This is a genomic window from Streptomyces sp. NPDC004647 (assembly GCF_040609575.1).
Taxonomy (GTDB): domain Bacteria; phylum Actinomycetota; class Actinomycetes; order Streptomycetales; family Streptomycetaceae; genus Streptomyces.
This window is the reverse complement of record NZ_JBEXKU010000007.1, coordinates 52,009-67,051: the sequence shown is the minus strand read 5'-3', so window position 1 is coordinate 67,051 and position 15,043 is coordinate 52,009. Positions and strand designations below refer to the sequence as shown.

Annotated in this window: 15 protein-coding genes and 1 pseudogene; 12 read left to right on the top strand and 4 right to left on the bottom strand. The window is 70.2% G+C overall.

All coding sequences use genetic code 11. The annotated features are described in order from the left end of the window. Nucleotides 1-27: 27 nt before the first annotated feature. Nucleotides 28-1,215 (bottom strand): annotated as a pseudogene (locus ABZW18_RS04925) (transposase); the annotation flags it as partial. A 29-nt stretch (nt 1,216-1,244) separates the two neighbouring features. Between ABZW18_RS04925 and ABZW18_RS04920 the strand changes: the two are divergent. The 4 genes from ABZW18_RS04920 to ABZW18_RS04905 all read left to right on the top strand — a co-directional run bounded on the left by ABZW18_RS04920 (nt 1,245) and on the right by ABZW18_RS04905 (nt 4,214). After that, the gene (locus ABZW18_RS04920) at nt 1,245-1,403 is read left to right on the top strand and encodes an Arc family DNA-binding protein (RefSeq protein ID WP_356182188.1); all 159 of its coding nucleotides are present in this window, start codon (nt 1,245-1,247) and stop codon (nt 1,401-1,403) included. Between the two features lie 81 nt (nt 1,404-1,484). Next, nucleotides 1,485-2,264, top strand: coding sequence for an ABC transporter ATP-binding protein (locus tag ABZW18_RS04915; RefSeq protein ID WP_356182186.1), 780 nt, complete (start codon nt 1,485-1,487; stop codon nt 2,262-2,264). A gap of 129 nt (nt 2,265-2,393) precedes the next feature. Then, a complete protein-coding gene (locus ABZW18_RS04910; RefSeq protein ID WP_356182183.1) occupies nt 2,394-2,834 on the top strand; it encodes an organic hydroperoxide resistance protein in 441 nt (146 codons plus the stop codon). Between the two features lie 192 nt (nt 2,835-3,026). Then, the gene (locus ABZW18_RS04905) at nt 3,027-4,214 is read left to right on the top strand and encodes a serine hydrolase domain-containing protein (protein ID WP_356182311.1); all 1,188 of its coding nucleotides are present in this window, start codon (nt 3,027-3,029) and stop codon (nt 4,212-4,214) included. Between the two features lie 99 nt (nt 4,215-4,313). Here ABZW18_RS04905 and ABZW18_RS04900 read toward each other — a convergent pair whose 3' ends face one another. Next, the gene (locus tag ABZW18_RS04900) at nt 4,314-5,255 is read right to left on the bottom strand and encodes an AraC family transcriptional regulator (RefSeq protein WP_356182180.1); all 942 of its coding nucleotides are present in this window, start codon (nt 5,253-5,255) and stop codon (nt 4,314-4,316) included. Nucleotides 5,256-5,336: 81 nt separating this feature from the next. Here ABZW18_RS04900 and ABZW18_RS04895 point away from each other — a divergent pair, with 81 nt between their 5' ends. The 4 genes from ABZW18_RS04895 to ABZW18_RS04880 all read left to right on the top strand — a co-directional run bounded on the left by ABZW18_RS04895 (nt 5,337) and on the right by ABZW18_RS04880 (nt 9,127). Next, on the top strand, nt 5,337-6,191 hold the full coding sequence (locus tag ABZW18_RS04895; RefSeq protein WP_356182177.1) for an NAD(P)H-binding protein: 855 nt from the start codon (nt 5,337-5,339) through the stop codon (nt 6,189-6,191). Beyond that, nucleotides 6,188-6,709, top strand: a complete 522-nt coding sequence (locus ABZW18_RS04890; RefSeq protein ID WP_356182175.1) for an anthrone oxygenase family protein — start codon at nt 6,188-6,190, stop codon at nt 6,707-6,709. The genes ABZW18_RS04895 and ABZW18_RS04890 overlap by 4 nt, the downstream gene beginning before the upstream one ends. 184 nt (nt 6,710-6,893) lie before the next feature. Then, nucleotides 6,894-7,697 (top strand): SDR family NAD(P)-dependent oxidoreductase, encoded by an 804-nt coding sequence (locus tag ABZW18_RS04885; protein ID WP_356182172.1) that lies wholly within the window; start codon nt 6,894-6,896, stop codon nt 7,695-7,697. A 245-nt stretch (nt 7,698-7,942) separates the two neighbouring features. After that, nucleotides 7,943-9,127 (top strand): serine hydrolase domain-containing protein, encoded by a 1,185-nt coding sequence (locus ABZW18_RS04880; protein ID WP_356182169.1) that lies wholly within the window; start codon nt 7,943-7,945, stop codon nt 9,125-9,127. Nucleotides 9,128-9,180: 53 nt separating this feature from the next. Here the strand turns inward: ABZW18_RS04880 and ABZW18_RS04875 are convergent, their stop codons facing one another. Beyond that, the gene (locus ABZW18_RS04875; protein ID WP_356182166.1) at nt 9,181-9,735 is read right to left on the bottom strand and encodes a flavoprotein; all 555 of its coding nucleotides are present in this window, start codon (nt 9,733-9,735) and stop codon (nt 9,181-9,183) included. 1,435 nt (nt 9,736-11,170) lie between these two features. On the opposite strand from ABZW18_RS04875, the gene ABZW18_RS04870 reads away from it, so the two are divergent. From ABZW18_RS04870 to ABZW18_RS04855, 4 genes are all read left to right on the top strand, one after another. Continuing rightward, nucleotides 11,171-11,446 carry an ANTAR domain-containing protein gene (locus tag ABZW18_RS04870; protein WP_356182163.1) on the top strand — a complete coding sequence of 92 codons (276 nt, stop codon included), beginning with the start codon at nt 11,171-11,173 and terminating at the stop codon, nt 11,444-11,446. 496 nt (nt 11,447-11,942) lie between these two features. After that, on the top strand, nt 11,943-12,335 hold the full coding sequence (locus tag ABZW18_RS04865) for an STAS domain-containing protein (protein WP_356182160.1): 393 nt from the start codon (nt 11,943-11,945) through the stop codon (nt 12,333-12,335). A gap of 64 nt (nt 12,336-12,399) precedes the next feature. Continuing rightward, on the top strand, nt 12,400-13,137 hold the full coding sequence (locus ABZW18_RS04860; RefSeq protein WP_356182158.1) for an ANTAR domain-containing protein: 738 nt from the start codon (nt 12,400-12,402) through the stop codon (nt 13,135-13,137). Nucleotides 13,138-13,142: 5 nt separating this feature from the next. After that, nucleotides 13,143-13,892, top strand: coding sequence for a GAF and ANTAR domain-containing protein (locus tag ABZW18_RS04855; protein WP_356182155.1), 750 nt, complete (start codon nt 13,143-13,145; stop codon nt 13,890-13,892). A 288-nt stretch (nt 13,893-14,180) separates the two neighbouring features. Here the strand turns inward: ABZW18_RS04855 and ABZW18_RS04850 are convergent, their stop codons facing one another. Beyond that, nucleotides 14,181-15,014 (bottom strand): ribonuclease BN, encoded by an 834-nt coding sequence (locus ABZW18_RS04850; protein WP_356182153.1) that lies wholly within the window; start codon nt 15,012-15,014, stop codon nt 14,181-14,183. Nucleotides 15,015-15,043 lie beyond the last annotated feature (29 nt).

The window sequence follows — 15,043 nt, the reverse complement described above, 5'->3', positions numbered from 1 at the left end:
GGGGATTCCTGGCTCACGTTGCCTGTGGACCGGCGGTCCATCAGGTCTTGCACGATCAGCACCAGCCGGGTTGAGACCAGCCCGGACCAGCATCACTCGGGCGGAGTTTTTGTCTCTGGGCGAGAGGGCTCCGCACACGGTGCAGGTGTAGGTACGTTCTGAGAGAGGTAGTGCGTGCTTGGTTCTCGCTCCGCACTGCGCGCAGTCCATGGTGGTGTGCGCGGGGTGCACGAGGTGCAGTTTGCGCTGATGCTTGCGTGCCATGGTGATCAGCTCGCGTTTGGTCGCGGAGATCGCCGCGTCGGCTGCCTTGCGTGCCATGGTGGTCTTGGCGAGGAACTTCGGCCGGAAGTCCTCCACCGCGATCTGGTCGTGGTCGGTCACGACGGTCTTGGCCCATTTGCGGGCGGTGTCCTGCCGCTGGCGGGCGATCTTCTTGTGTACCTTCGCCGTCAGCTTCTTCGCCCGGCGGTAGCCCTTCGAGCCGGGCTGCCCGCGTGCGGGCTTCCGCCTTGCCATCATCCGCTGGTACCGGGCGAGTTTGGTCGCGGCCTTCTTGCCGTGCTCGGCATGAGGAAGGTCGTGGGCATCGCTGGTGGTGGTCGCGGTCTCCTTGACCCCCCAGTCGATACCGAGCACCTCTCCCGTCTCAGGCATCGGTTCGGCTCCGGCCGGGACGACGAAGGAGGCGTACCAATGCCCGAGGCTGTCCCGGTGGATCCGCACGGAGGAGGGGTCCGCGGGAAGGTCCCGCGACCACACCACCGTCAGGGCGATCCCGCCCGCCAGGTGCAGCTTCCCGTCTTTGGTGCGGAAGCCGCGTTTGGTGTAGTTGAGTGTGGGGTCCGCGAGGTGCTTCTTCTTGTACTTCGGCATCCCCGTCCGCTGGTTGATGGGCAGCCGGGCTTTGATGTCCTTGAGTGCCTTGGCGCGGGACTTTCCGAAGTCGCGTACGAGCTGCTGCTGCGGAACACTGCTGCCCTCACGCAGCCACGCGAGCCGGGTGCGGGCCTCGGTCAGCATCTTGTCGAGCCGGGCCGGACCGCACTTCTCACCGTCCCGGTGGGCCTTCTTCGACCGGGCGGCGCACTCGTTCCAGATCCACCGGCACCGGTCCCACTCGCCCAACAGGGAGGCGAGCGCGGTGGACGACACACGAAGCCGGTAGGCGTACCGGGCGTGCCCGGTCTCCCCCGCTTCCCGTGGTGTCATCATGACACCACTCTACCACTACGATGGAGAGCATGGATGATGAAGTACGCATCACGCTCAGGCTCCCCGCGGACCTCCATTCATGGCTGGCCGCTCAGGCCAAGTCCGCCCGCAGGTCCCTCAACTCCGAGATCCTGCACCGTCTGGAAGTCGGACGCGCCGCGCCCGTGGCAGAAGACGAATCGCCCTGAAGGCACGTCTTTCCCTGCTCCGTTCCGCATGAGTCCGCTTCCTCCCCGGCCTGAGGGCCGGGGCATCCTCGGAGGAACCAGGTGACCAAATCCCCATCCTCCGTATCCTCCGTGCCCTCCCTCGAAGTGACCGGCCTCGCCTACGCCTACCCCGACGGGCACCAGGCGCTCTTCGGTGTCGACCTGGCCGTGGCGCGTGGCGAGCGGGTGGCCCTGCTCGGCCCCAACGGCGCGGGCAAGACCACCCTCGTGCTGCACCTCAACGGGATCCTCGGCGGCGGCGCGGGCGGGGTCCGTGTCGCGGGACTGCCCGTCGCCAAGGAACACCTCGCGGAGATCCGCCGCCGCGTCGGGATCGTCTTCCAGGACCCGGACGACCAGCTGTTCATGCCCAGCGTCCGGGAGGATGTCGCCTTCGGCCCGGCGGCGGCCGGGCTGCGCGGCCCGGAGCTGGAGGCCCGCGTCGTACGGGCGCTGGAGCGGGTCGGCATGGCGGCCTACGCCGACCGGCCCCCGCACCACCTCTCCTTCGGCCAGCGGCGTCGGGTTGCTGTCGCGACCGTCCTCGCGATGGAGCCGGAGATCCTGGTCCTGGACGAGCCCTCGTCCAATCTCGACCCCGCCTCACGGCGTGAACTGGCCGACGTCATCCGTTCGTTGGACGTCACCGTGCTGATGGTGACGCACGACCTGCCGTACGCCCTGGAGCTGTGCCCGCGTTCGGTGGTGCTCAGCGACGGGGTGATCGCCGCCGACGGGCGCACCCAGGACCTGCTGTGCGACGAGGAGTTGATGCGGGCCCACCGGCTGGAGCTGCCGTTCGGCTTCGACCCGCGCTCGGTGACCGCGCCGACGGCCTGACCGCCCGGCCCAGGGCTTGATGTGCTCGTACCAGCGGTAGCTACCCCCCAGTAACAAGCGGCTTTTTCAGGGTCTATACGTTGAGCGGCGAAGTAGTTGTGTGTCGATTCCCCTCCGTAAGGGCGCTGCATGAGCCACGACGCCTCGACCCGGCCGACCAAGATCGTTTACGTCGCCGAGGCGACCGCACACGGCGGCCGTGACGGCTACGTCACGACCCACGACCAGCAGCTCGAAGTCCGGGTCGCCGTGCCGCGCGCGATGGGCGGCAGCGGCGAGGGCACCAACCCCGAGCAGCTGTTCGCCGCGGGCTACAGTGCCTGCTTCCACAACGCCCTGGTTCTCGTCGGCCGCCGGGCGGGATACGACCTCAGGGGTTCTACGGTCAGTGCCAAGGTCGGCATCGGCCCCAATGAGGCCGAGGGTTACGGTCTCGCCGTCGCCCTCAACGTCTCCCTGCCGCTGCTCGACCAGGAGCTCGCGGGCCGTCTGGTCGGCGCCGCGCACCGGGTCTGCCCGTATTCCAACGCCACCCGCGGCAACATCGACGTCTCGATCATGCTTTTCTGAGCGCCCCGTTCGCCTCGCGCCCCTTCCGTCCGTCACCCCGGGGCTGCGTGGCCGCCGGGACGAGGACCGCCGGACAGCCCCCTGCCGGGGGCATTGCCGCAGGCATGCACCATGGTGGGGGCGCGCCGCGGGTGCGCGGCGCATCAGCAGCACAACAGCAGGAGTACGGGAGCAGTGGTGGACGTCCAGGGCATGGTGGCTGACGGCTTCGAGCCGGTCCGGGACGCCTTCGTCCGCAACTTCGAGCAGCGCGGGGAGCGCGGTGCGGCCGTCGCCGTGCACACCCGCGGCGGCATGGCGGTCGACCTGTGGGCGGGCACGGCGGACGCGGGGTCGCCCGCGCCGGAGACAGGGGGAGGGGCGGCGCCCTGGACGCAGGACACCGCCCAGGTCGTACGGTCCGCCACGAAGGGCGTCGCAGCCGCCGTACCGCTCATTCTCCACCAGCGCGGACAGCTCGACCTGGACGCCCCCGTCGGCACGTACTGGCCCGAGTTCAAGGCGAGCGGCAAGGAGCGGGTGCTCGTACGGCATCTGCTGTCGCACCGAGCGGGGCTGCCGGTGCTCGACACACCGCTCACCCCGGCCGAGGCGGTCGACGGGGTGAGCGGTCCGCGGGCCGTCGCCGCGCAGGCGCCTGTCTGGGAGCCCGGTACCGCGCACGGCTACCACGCCCAGACCTACAGCTGGTTGCTCGGCGAGCTCGTCCGCCGGGTCACCGGTCGCACCATCGGCCGCTGGGTCGCCGAGGAGATTTCCGGGCCGCTGGGCCTCGATCTGTGGATCGGTCTGCCGCCGTCGGAAGCCGGCCGGGTCGGCCGCACGGCCGATGTCGACTCCCCGGCCCCGACCGGCGGGCAGGGGCTGCGTGTCCGTCCCAGACCCGCGGTCGCCGAGGCCTACCGCGATCCGGACTCCCTCACCCGCCGCGCCTTCGCCGCGATCGACCCGCTGCCGGACGAGAACGACCCCGGCTACCACGCGGCCGAACTGCCCGCTTCGGGAGGCATCGGCACGGCCCGCTCGCTGGCCCGCTTCTATGCGGCGCTGATCGGCCAGGTGCCGGGCGGCCGCCGCCTGTTCGCGCCCGCGACCCTCACGCTCGCGCGTACGGAGGAGTCCGCGGGGCGGGACCGGGTCCTGGTGGTGTCCAGCCGCTTCGGCCTCGGCTACATGCTGCACGGCCCCGCCTCCCCGCTGCTCTCCCCGGGCTCCTTCGGGCACCCGGGCCGCGGCGGCTCCCTGGCCTTCGCCGACCCGGAGGCGGGTATCGCCTTCGGGTACGTCACGGGCGGCATGCAGAAGAACGTCACCGCGGACCCGCGTGCCCAGGCGCTGGTGCGTGCCGTACGCGACTCCCTGGCGGCGCAGAAGAAGTGACGCCGGGTCAGGAGTACGTTGCTTCGGCTCGGTTCTCGGCGATCCGCAGGAGGACCCGGCAGGCGTCCTGTTCCCCCAGAGCTGCCATCGCCTCGCCGGTCACCTCACCGTCGCGCCGACGCGATGCTCCTGCGGGCTGATTCCGCGCTCGCGCTTGAAGGCGGTGCTGAGGGCGAAGGAACTGCCGTAGCCGACCTGCCGGGCCACCGCGCCGATGGTGGCGCCCGGTTCGCGCAGCAGATCGGCGGCCAGGGACAGCCTCCAGCCGGTCAGGTAGGTCATGGGCGGCTCGCCGACCAGCTCGGCGAAGCGGCGGGCCAGCGCCGCGCGGGAGACGCCCGCCTTCGCCGCCAGTGTGGCGACGGTCCAGGGATGGGCCGGGTTGTTGTGGAGCAACCGCAGGGCGCGGCCCACCACGGGGTCGCTGTGAGCCCGGTACCAGGCGGGGGCGTGGGCCTCGGGGCGGGCGAACCAGGCCCGTAGGACGGCGATGAGCAGCAGGTCCAGCAGCCGGTCCAGAACGGCCTCCTGGCCCGGCTCATCCTTGACGATCTCCTCACCGAGCAACGGGACGAGGGGGCTGTCCCACGCGTCGTCGGGCAGGACCAGCAACGTGGGCAGAGCCGCGAGCAGTCGCCGGCTGATCTCGCCTTCCATCTGGTACGTGCCGGTGAGCATCATCACCGGGCCGTCCGGGCTCGCCCCCCACGTGCGGACGCCCAGATCCATCAGCTCCGTCAGGGGCTCCCCCGTCGGCGAGGTGCAGTGCTGCCCGGGGTGGATCACCGCCTGCCACGGCGTGGCAGGATCATCGGCCACCGTGTACGGATCCGGGCCGCGCACGGCCGCGACGTCACCGGGGCGCAGCCGCACCGCTTCGCCGCTGTCGGGCAGCACCCATGCCTCGCCCCGCATCATCGCCACCAGAGTGAGCGGCGCCTCGTCCTGGATCCGCAGGGACCAGGGCGGGCTCATGATCGACCGAAGCAGGAAAGCCCCTCGGGCCCTCGGCCCGTCCAGGAGCCCCGCGAGCGCGTCCATACGGCCGAGTGTAGACGCCTGATGATGGAACGGAGCCTCTCAGCCATGGCCCGTCTCACGGCGCGGGGCTTGACTGAAGGCATGGCTGAGAACGAGAACAAGAACAAGAACGAGAAGAAGCCGACGACATTGGTCCTGAGCGGCAAGGGCAAGACCGGCCGCCGGGTGGCCGAGCGGCTCACGGCTCGGGGCCTGCCGGTCCGGAGCGCGTCCCGCTCCACCCAGCCGCCGTTCGACTGGGAGGACCGCGCCACATGGGCACCCGCGCTGGACGGCGTGGACTCGGTGTACATGGTCTACTACCCGGACCTGGCGGTCCCGGGGGCCGCCGACACCGTCGGTTCGTTCGCCGAGCTGGCCGTGCGGAGCGGGACCCGGCGACTGGTGCTGCTGTCCGGGCGGGGCGAGCCGGGCGCGCAGCAGGGCGAGCAGGCGGTACAGGATTCCGGTGCCGACTGGACGATCGTGCGGTCGAGTTGGTTCAACCAGAACTTCAGCGAGGGCTACATGCTGGACTCGGTGCTCGGTGGTGAGATCGCGCTGCCGGCCGGGGACGTGGCCGAGCCGTTCGTCGACGCCGACGACATCGCGGATGTCGTGGTCGCGGCGCTGACGGAGGAGGGGCACGTGGGCGAGGTCTACGAGGTGACCGGCCCCCGACTGCTGACCTTCGCGGACGCGGCGACCGAGATCGCCAAGGCGGCGGGCCGGGAGGTCCGGTATGTGCCGATCACCATGGATCAGTTCGCGTCCGCCGCGGCGGCCGACGGCGTGCCGGACGATGTCCTGTGGCTGCTGGAGTTCCTCTTCACCGAGGTCCTGGACGGCCGCAACGCCCATCTGACGGACGGCGTCCAGCGCGCGCTCGGCCGGGAGCCCCGGGACTTCGCCGACTTCGCACGGGACGCTGCGGCCGACGGCGTCTGGAGCGGTTGACCGCCGGGGAGGACGCGATGCTGGAGTTCTTCCGCGTCGCCGCGCTGATCGCGGCGACGCTGACCGTGGGGCTCGTCGCAGGCCTCTTCTACGCCTACGCCTGCTCCGTCATGCCCGGCCTGAAGCGGACGGACGACCGGAGCTTCGTCGACGTGATGCAGCGGATCAACGTAGCGATCCTCAACGGCTGGTTCGCCCTCGCCTTCGGCGGCGCGCTGGTGTTCACCATCGTGGCCGCAGCACTCCACGTCGGCGACGACGGGCGGGACGTACTGCCCTGGACGGTGGCTGCCTTGGTCCTGTACGGGGCGCAGTTGGCCATCACCTTCAGCGTCAACGTGCCGCTCAACAATGCGCTCGACGCGGCCGGAGAGCCCGGCCGTATCGCCGATCTCGCGGCGGTGCGCGAGCGCTTCGAAGCGCAGTGGGTCCGCTGGAACATCGCTCGCGCGGTGGCATCCACGGCCGCGCTCGGCTGCCTCACCTGGGCCCTGGTGCTGCACGGGCGCATCACCTAGGCAGGCCGGGGGACCTGACCGCGCCGGTGGCGCTCGGCGGATGCTCGGGCGGTGACGGCGGCGGCCGGCCTGGCAGCGGGCGGCGCGCCGGATCCGGTCCCCCTACCTCTGACCGCGCGGAGCGCCTACGCTGCGCGCGGACGGGCTTGATCGTCAGGACCCGGCGGCGAAGGGGGTGTGCGCGGTGCGACGGTTCGACGGGTACGGCGTACTGATCACCGGCGCCGGACGGGGCATCGGTGAGGCGACCGCACACCGCCTGGCATCCGAAGGCGCACGGGTCCTTCTCACGGACCTCGACGGCGAGCGCGCGGAGAAGGCCGCGGCCGGCGTACGGGAGGCGGCCGGGGTACGGGATGCGGGGGGCACGGCCGAGGCGCTGGCCTGCGATGTCGGCGACCCGGCGGCCGTCGAGGCCGCTGTGACCCACGCCGCCGAGCGCTTCGGCTCGCTCGACGTCCTGGTCAACAACGCCCTCTCCTGCACCCCTGACACCCCTCGGTTCGAGGACGAGCCGGACGAGCACTGGTACCGGGACTTCGAGATCACCCTGCACGGGGCCTTCCGCTGCGCGCGGGCGGCGATGCCCCACCTGGCTGCCGCACCCGACGGCCGAGGGGCGATCGTGAGCATCGGCTCGGTCAACGGCGAGCAGGACTTCGGCAATCACGCCTACAGCGCCGCGAAGGCAGGCCTGGCGAGCCTCACCCGTACGCTGGCCGTCCAGTCGGCCCCGCGCGGCGTTCGCGTCAACCTCGTCGCCCCGGGCACCGTGCACACCCCCAACTGGCAGGGCAGGGAGGACGCGTTGGAGCGAGCGGCCGCCCACTATCCGCTCGGCCGCGTCGGCCGACCCGAGGACATCGCGTCGGCCGTCGCCTTCCTTGCCTCCCGCGATGCCGCCTGGATCACCGGCACCACCCTCCCAGTGGACGGCGGCCTCCTGATCAGCAACCTCGGTCTGCGCAACGCCCTCGCGGATGGCTGAGGTCCGGTAGCCCCGATGTCGGTTGGGGCTGAGGTCCGGGCAGGGCTGAGGTCGGGCAGGGTTGACGTCCGGGCAGGGTTGACGTCCGGGCAGGGTTGACGTCCGGGCAGGGTTGACGTCCGGGCATGGCTGAACTCCGGTGGAGCCGACGTCCGGCAGGGCCGGCGCCCTTCTCGCCAGTCCGACCGGTCGGTACGATCGCGGTCGTCGGTCGGTCGGTTGGCGATGGCGAGGGGGCGGTCTCCGTGACCGTGGTTCGAGGTCGATGCGATGCCCGCTTCGAGGCGGTCCGCAAGGCGTTCGAGGAGAACTTCGAGTCCCGCGGCGAACTCGGTGCGGCAGTGGCCGTGTTCGCCGGTGGAGAGCCGGTGGTGGACCTCTGGGGAGGCTGGGCGGACGCGGCCGGGACCCGGGAGTGGGAACGGGACACGCTGGTGAACGTGTGGTCGACGACCAAGGGGGTCACCGCCCTCGTCGCCCATCTCCTGGTGGAGGAGGGGCAGCTCGACCTGGACGCACCGGTCGCCCGCTACTGGCCGGAGTTCGCGGCGGCGGGCAAGGAGCAGCTTCCGGTCCGTCATCTGCTCTCCCACCGCGCTGGGCTGGCCGGTCTGCGTGAACCCCTGACGGTGGCCGACCTGTACGACTGGGAATCGACGGTCGCGCGGCTGGCGGCGACCGAGCCGTGGTGGGAGCCGGGCAGCCGTTCCGGGTACCACGCCATGACGTACGGCTTCCTGGTCGGCGAGGTGATTCGCCGGGTGACGGGCCGTACCACGGGCGCATACCTGCGGGAACGGGTGACCGGCCCGCTGGGCATCGACTTCGCCATCGGCCTGCCGGAGTCCGAGGACAGCCGTGTCGCCGAGCTCGTACCGCCGCAAAGGGTCGAGGGCAGTGAACAGAGCGCGGTCTTCGCCCAGTTGCACCCCGCCGCGATCGCGGCCCTGACCAACCCGGTCCTCAGCGCGGCGGACGCCAATACGGCGGAGTGGCGCCGCGCTCAGCTGCCTGCCCTCAACGGACACGGCACCGCGCGGGCGGTCGCCGCCCTGTACGGGATCCTGACCGGCGCGCCGATCGGTCCGGAAGGCGGTCCGGAAGGCGGCCCGGAAGGCGGTCCGGGCCTGCTCGGACGAGATGCGGTGGAGCGGGTCCGGGAGGGCCAGGGGGCGTGTACGGACCTGGTACTGGGCGCGGGCTTCGGCGGTGAGACGGAGATCGCGCTGGGGTGCTGGCTGAGCGGACCCCGCCGCTCGTACGGCCCGAACCCCCGAGCCTTCGGCCACGACGGCTATGGCGGTTCGTTCGGCCTGGCCGACCCGGAGACCGGGATCAGCGTGGGCTACGTGATGAACCGTATGGGCCCGCGGATAGCGGACGACCCCCGGAAGATGGCCCTGATCGAGGCGCTCTACGCATCCTTGTGACCGGGCCGAATCGGGGTCGGCGGCCTCAGCGCCGCCGTGCCTGGTGATCACGGCTAGGTGCCAGAGTGTCCAGTGGCCTCGGCCGCGGCATCGAGGACCAGGTGCCACGGGTACGCCTCTGGTCGGCCCTTGCCCGGCTCATTGGGCACGAACCCGTCCTCCCCGTACAGCACACGGACGCCCATGTCCCGAAGGGTCGCAATGCTGCGGTCGAACTGGGTGTGCTGTACGTAGGCGGCGTTGACGCACGGCATCGTCACCAGCGGGATGCCCTTGCCGATGCCCTCGGCCACGAACCCCACGATGAACTTCTCGGTGATCCCGAGCGCCCATTGGTTGAGCGTGTTGAAGGTAGCTGGCGCCACGACGGCAACGTCCGCGCTCGGCCAGGCGTCGGGCTCCCTGGGGAGCTTGTACTCACTGCGTACCGGGTGCCCGGTCAGCCTCTCCAATGCGGGGAGCCGATCGTCCAGCCATCGGGCCGCAGTAGGAGTCAGCCCCAGACAGACATCCCAGCCCGCAGCATGTGCGCGCTCGATGACACCCTCGACGTCGAGCACGGGCGGAGCGGCACTGCCCAGCAGGTAGAGGACACGGTTCGCGGTCATACCCGCAGTCCACCTTGACCGGACCGCCGGCCGCAACCAGCCCCGAGCGCAGACATCAACAATCGTCGTTCTCTGCCTCGGGCGGGCGGGTAGCGTTTCCGTCAGCGAGTCACCGAACGGAGCCTTGCATGCCCTTCCCCGGAGACGAACACGCGGGCGACCGGATCGCGCACCACCGGAAGCGAGCGGGGCTGACTCAACGTGGGCTGGCGCAGAAGATCCCCTACTCATACAGCCCAGGGCCGACGGAATGAGGTGAAGGCGGTTCGGTCGGACCGGTATGCCTCGGGTGGCCCGGCGGTCGTGTTGATCTTCAAGTCGGGTCCCGCGATGCGAGTGCATGCAGCCGACGTATTGGCCGTGGAACGCGGCGGCCGGCGTACGGATCAGGAGGTGCGGTGATGGCGGCCAAGTCGGTAATGCGGTTCGCGGACTGGTCGTTGATCGCGGATACCTCCGGCAGCGGGCCGATCTTTGAGGCGGAGTGCACCACGTGCGGGGAGCAGTCGGGGGCGGCGGAGAGTAAGGACAGGCCGGAGGTGTGGTGTCTGCGGCACGCGGGCCGGACAGACCACACCGGCTTTTGTGCGATCGCAAGGGAGCTTCTTCCGGGCGGCGCTGCGGAGATGGACGTACTGCACCGGGCCGACGCAACATGCTCTTGCGGCACTGGCTCGATTCGGTCGCAGCGATCGACGGACCTGATGGCATCGAGGTCGACATCGGTGAGTCGATTTGTGACGAGGCAGGTCCGGCACCGATGCGCAAGGTGTGTTCCCGATGGGGCGCGGTAGCTTCTCGATGCTGCCGGGGCCGGGGCCGGGGCCGGGGCCGCACCGCGCACGTAGTCGTCGCACTTCCTGAAAAGGCGTCAAGTAGCTATCCAGTCACCATGATGCGGGCTGAAATGCGGAGCTATCCGCAACCTTTTGGCAGGACTATGCTGTTGCGTGAGGCCCCAGTCCCCGGCAGCGATGTCTTGTTGCGCTCCGGGAAGGGTCGCCGTGTTCGTCTTGCTTCTCATCCTCACCGTGGTCCTGCTCGGCCTGGGATTCCTCAGCCCCGTCTGGTGGGTAGCCGCAGCCGTTCTCATCTTCGGTTTCGCGCACTACGGCCGCGGTGGCGCCAGGGGCGGGACCCGTGGCGGCGATTCCGATTACCGGGATTACCGGGATTACCGGGATTACCGGGACCGTCAGGACCGCTGGGACCGCCGGTACAGGCGGCAGCGCCGGGGCGGCTGGAATCGCCGGGACCGTCGGTCCAGCGAACATCACGGGTGACCGATGGGGCTGGGCATCCAGGCGTGCCAACGGCTGTCGCCCAGGCCGGATCCGCTGACTGCGCTGCGAGGTACACCATGCGTCAGTCGATCACGATTCATGAGAGCAGCGGGCTTTGACGACTATGGGCTTGGTAGGCAGACGCCGCTCTGGTGGCGGAAATTCTTGCACTGCGTGCCGAGAACAAGCAGTTGGGTCAGGCGCTGGTCAGCCACGCGGTGATCGACCAGGCGTGCGGGATGGTGATTGCCTCGGCGCCGTGTTCCGGTGAGGGGGCCTGGAATCTGCTGATGGACGTATCGCAGCACTGCAACGTCAAACTCAGGGACGTAGCTGCGGCCCTGGTCGCCACCACGGAGGGCAAGAAGCTCCCGCAGGAGATGCAACGGGAGTGGTGTCGTGCGTTGCGCCGCCTTCGTGCGGCGTAGTGGCGGTGACTGCTCGCGCGTCCACGGGTGGCACCGGTCAGCGTGTGAGCCGGCAGGTGCGTCAGCGAGTTGGGTGGCCACGCCGATGTGAGGAGCCGGAGGTCCTGGCGCTTTCGGGGTACCGCCGGTCCCGGGGGAGGGGCCCTTGGGGCCGTACGCCGAGGAGGTGCCGCAGGGTCGGTGGAAGGCGGTGACCGAGGAACGGCTGTCGGGGGGTGGGCGCGGGGGCTATGCTGCGATGGACGTCCCAGACCCCGGCGTGACTCATGCTGTTGTCGTGTTCGTGCCTGCTGGGAGTGGACGATTCGTCTGGATCGCCGCAGGCCCACCTTCGAGGCGAAGCCGGTCGGGTTCACGGCCCTGGAGACAGGGTTGCCATCCGCCGCTTTTGCCTGACCTGTAAAGGCATCCGACCACGGGGAATACGTGCCAGGCGTAGCCGAAATTCCAGGCCCCGCCCAGTGCTGCACCAGGTGGTCATAAGAACTGAGGCACTATGCCTGTTCAGTCAAGCTTGAACCTCTACCGGCACGACCGAGTAAACCACGCGACGATCTCCCTGGCGGGTGAACTCGACCTGGAGACGGCACCCTCCGTGCGCGTGATGATCGAGGACTGTCTGCGGGACGGAATCCGCACGGTCGACATCGACCTGACCCTCCTCACCTTCTGCGATGTCAGCGGCCTCAATGCCTTCCTGGCCGCCGCTCGGCTCACCGCCACGGCCGGGGGGGCGCTGTGCCTGCGCCGCCCGAGTCCGATGCTGACCCGCCTCCTTGATCTGACCGCCACCGGTTTCCTCCTCTCCGACCGGCCCCTGGTACCCGCGCCGCGTGTCGCCGTCACGGACGACCTGGCCGCCGCGCGTCCCACGTCGCTGGCCTCGTGACCGGGCCGGGAAGCACGACCAAGGGCCCGCCCGACGTCGGCGGTACGGGGCGAGGTGGTGGCGGGTGATCAGTGACCGCATGGTCGGGGTTCTGCGCCTGCTGCAGTTCGACGACCGCTCCGGCCAGGTCGCTGATGTCACCGCGGCCGGCGCCGCCGCGCTGGGCGTGGACGGCCTCGCGGTCTCCCTGGTCACCGAGGGCGACTTCACCGAGCTCCTGTGGTGCTCGGACGCCGCAACGCGCCGCTTCGAGGACCTTCAACTCACCCTTGGGGAGGGCCCTGGGCCCGACGCGGCTCGCACCGGCGCGATGGTGTGGGTTCCCGACCTGGCCGGCGTTCGCCTTGCGCGCTGGCCCGCGCTGGCCATGGAGGCCCCCGGCCTGCCGGCCCGGGCGGTCTTCTGCTTCCCGATGGGGATCGGCGCGATCCGCACCGGTGTCCTGACTGCCGTACGCCGCACCCCGGGCCCGCTGACCGCACAGCAGGCCGACGACGCGCTGATCCTGGCCGACGCCCTCACCGCCCGGTGCCTGGGCAGCGGCGACTCACGCCTGGACGGGCCCTCCCCCGCCGGCTCCCCGCGCACCCTGCAGCACGCCGTGATCCACCAGGCGACGGGCATGGTCAGCGTCCAACTCTCCCTGCCCCTGCCCCAAGCCCTGCTGCGGCTGCGCGCGCATGCTTACAGCAGTGGACGCTCCATCACCGACATCTCCCAGGACGTGGTGGACCGGCGGCTTCGCCTGGACCACAACGGCAACGGCAACGGCACGCCCCCGACCGTCGTAGACAAGGACTGATCGACATGCCCCGCGAACAACGGCTCACCGAGGTCTTCGTGGAAGTCGCCGACTCCCTGACCGACGACTTCGACCTCATCGACTTCCTCCAGCAGCTCTCGGTGCGCTGCATGGAACTGCTGGACGTGGCGGCGGTCGGCATCCTGCTGGCCGACCAGCACGACATCCTGCAGACCATCGCCGCCTCCGACGAACACACCCGACTGCTCGAACTCTTCGCCCTGCAGCACGACCAAGGCCCCTGCGTGGAGTGCTACAAGAGCGGTCGGGCCCGCACCAACATCAACCTCACCGATCCGAAGGTGACAGAGAGCTGGCCGCAGTTCGTCACCCGCGCCCACGCGACCGGTTTCGTGGCCACCAACGCGCTCCCGCTGCGGCTACGCGGCCGCGTGATCGGCGCGCTCGCCCTGTTCCAGACCGACCCCGACCCCCTCAGCGATCAGGACATCACCCTGGCCCAGGCCCTGGCCGACGTCGCGACCATTGCCATCCTGCAGCAGCGCACCCTGGATCACAGCCACATCGAGCGTGCCCAACTCCAGTACGCCCTCACCAGCCGCATCGTCCTGGAACAGGTCAAGGGCATGCTCGCGGAACGCTGGCACATCTCACTCGACGACGCGTTCACCGCCTTCCGCTCCTACGCCCGCGCCCACCAACGTCAGCTCGCACAGCTCGCCCGCGAGATCGCCGACGGCGACTTCGACACCACCCTGATCCCCCACCCGGCCACCCCATCCCCCCGGCGCTGACCGGCACGTCATGTCCCCAGAGAAGCGCGCTCCGGAGCTGGGTCGACCATCCGCGTTCGACTGGTGACGGGCGGTCGCGCGCGACGTAGCTGCCAGTCCACTCCCGCGGTCGATACCGTTGCCGCGCGAGGGCGCGACGTGTCGGGCACATGTCGGGCACGACGGTCGAACTGCCGGCGGGGCGGTTGCGAGGTCTGCTGCGCCGGTCAGCCCCGCTTGGGGCGGCCTCGATGAGGGCGCACGGTTTCTGCGGCCGTGCACGTCCCCAGCGACCTGGAGGCGCGGATCTCACCTTCGCCGCCTCAGTGCCTGCACCACACGTGGGAGCTCTTCGTGCAGCAGACGACCGGCCAGCGCACCGCCGAATACGACGATGCCCACGCCGACCAGCCAGGACTGGAGGACCAGGACGGTTCCGAAGGGACCGTAGGTGACCGTGTTGGAAGCGATCAGCGGCGAGAAGACGAGCCGGGAGAAGACCCGGAGACCGAGCAGCCCGATCACGGTAACCACCGCGCCGGGCAACAGGGCGCGCCAGCCGACCCGCCCGCCGAGCAGCATCCGCTGCGACCACCAGAGGAATAGGACGGCGCTCAGCAATGCGGCAAACGCGCCGACCACGGATCCTCGCCACAGCCCGGTGGTGGCGGACACGAAGAGGTACGCGGTGAGTACGCCGAGCCATACCATGTGTCGCCATCCGGCATGCCAGCGGGCTGGCGGCAAACCCCAGATCTTTTCGTAGCCGGTCTGCACCGCTGACCCGAACGTCAGGCCGAAGACGGCCAGGGTGGCGATGCCGAAAGCAGTCGTGGTGCGCAGAGCCTGGCCGGGCCGGGCGAACAGCTCCGCGACCTCCTGCCTGGAGGCCGTCGACACCCCGAGCCCGTCCCCCAGCCACTGCGCGAACCCCCGTCCGCGCTCTGGATCGGCCGAGGAGACAACGAGCAGTAGCGGCACCAGCGTGAGGAATCCGAGCGCCGCGAAGCCCAGCGAACGGGACCACAGTTCGAGTTCGCTGAACCGCCGCCATCCGCGCCCGGCCGGCGAATCGCGGATCACACGGCGCAGGCGTCCGAACAAAGACGTACCGCCCGCGGCACTGGAAAGCTTCATCGGCATGCCTGTCGACAACCACGGTCGACGATGTC